Origin of the sequence: Arthrobacter sp. ZGTC212, assembly GCF_002929255.1 — a bacterium.
Lineage (GTDB): Bacteria > Actinomycetota > Actinomycetes > Actinomycetales > Micrococcaceae > Arthrobacter_B > Arthrobacter_B sunyaminii.
In genome coordinates this window covers 1-538 of sequence record NZ_PJIJ01000077.1, presented here as the reverse complement: position 1 = coordinate 538, position 538 = coordinate 1, and the positions used below count along the sequence as shown (strand labels likewise).

1 protein-coding gene is annotated in these 538 nt (G+C 63.6%); it reads left to right on the top strand.

Features of this window, described 5'->3' with window-relative positions:
- Positions 1 to 212: 212 nt before the first annotated feature.
- Positions 213 to 538 (top strand): Gfo/Idh/MocA family oxidoreductase (locus CXQ89_RS17970; protein ID WP_181032433.1); only part of this gene is annotated, 326 nt, incomplete at its 3' end.

The following is a 538-nucleotide window of genomic DNA, read 5'->3' as shown; positions in this document are numbered from 1 at the left end:
AGCTGCCGGGCCTAAGGGACAAGGCGCATCTGCTTCGCGTGCAGTGCCGTCACGGCGCTTCCGGCGTACTGGATCGCATTACCCGACCAGGAGCCGCGCCTTCTCGTCGGCCGCACCACTTCGAACGAAGGGTATTGACTTCGTATTGTTATCGATCACATACTTATAGTGATCGATAATATGAATCCTTTCAATGACGAGGAGCACCGTCCATGGAGCAGGCCAACCGACCGCGCGCAGGAATCATCGGCACGGGCGGCATAGCCCACGCCCATGCCGAAGCCCTCGAACTCGCGGGCGCAGAGCTCGTCATGGCCGTGGATGTCGACGCAGACCGCGCAGCAGCATTTGCGGCGAAGATGGGCTTCGCCCAGACGGCGCCCAGCCTCGCAGCCGCCGCAGGGGCAGGCCTGGACGTCGTCGCTGTGTGCACGCCGCCGTCGTCGCACGCTTCCCTTGCCCTCGAGGCACTCTCCCTTGGCCTGAACGTGGTACTCGAAAAGCCTCCGGCACTCTCGCTGCGGCAGATGCGGGAACT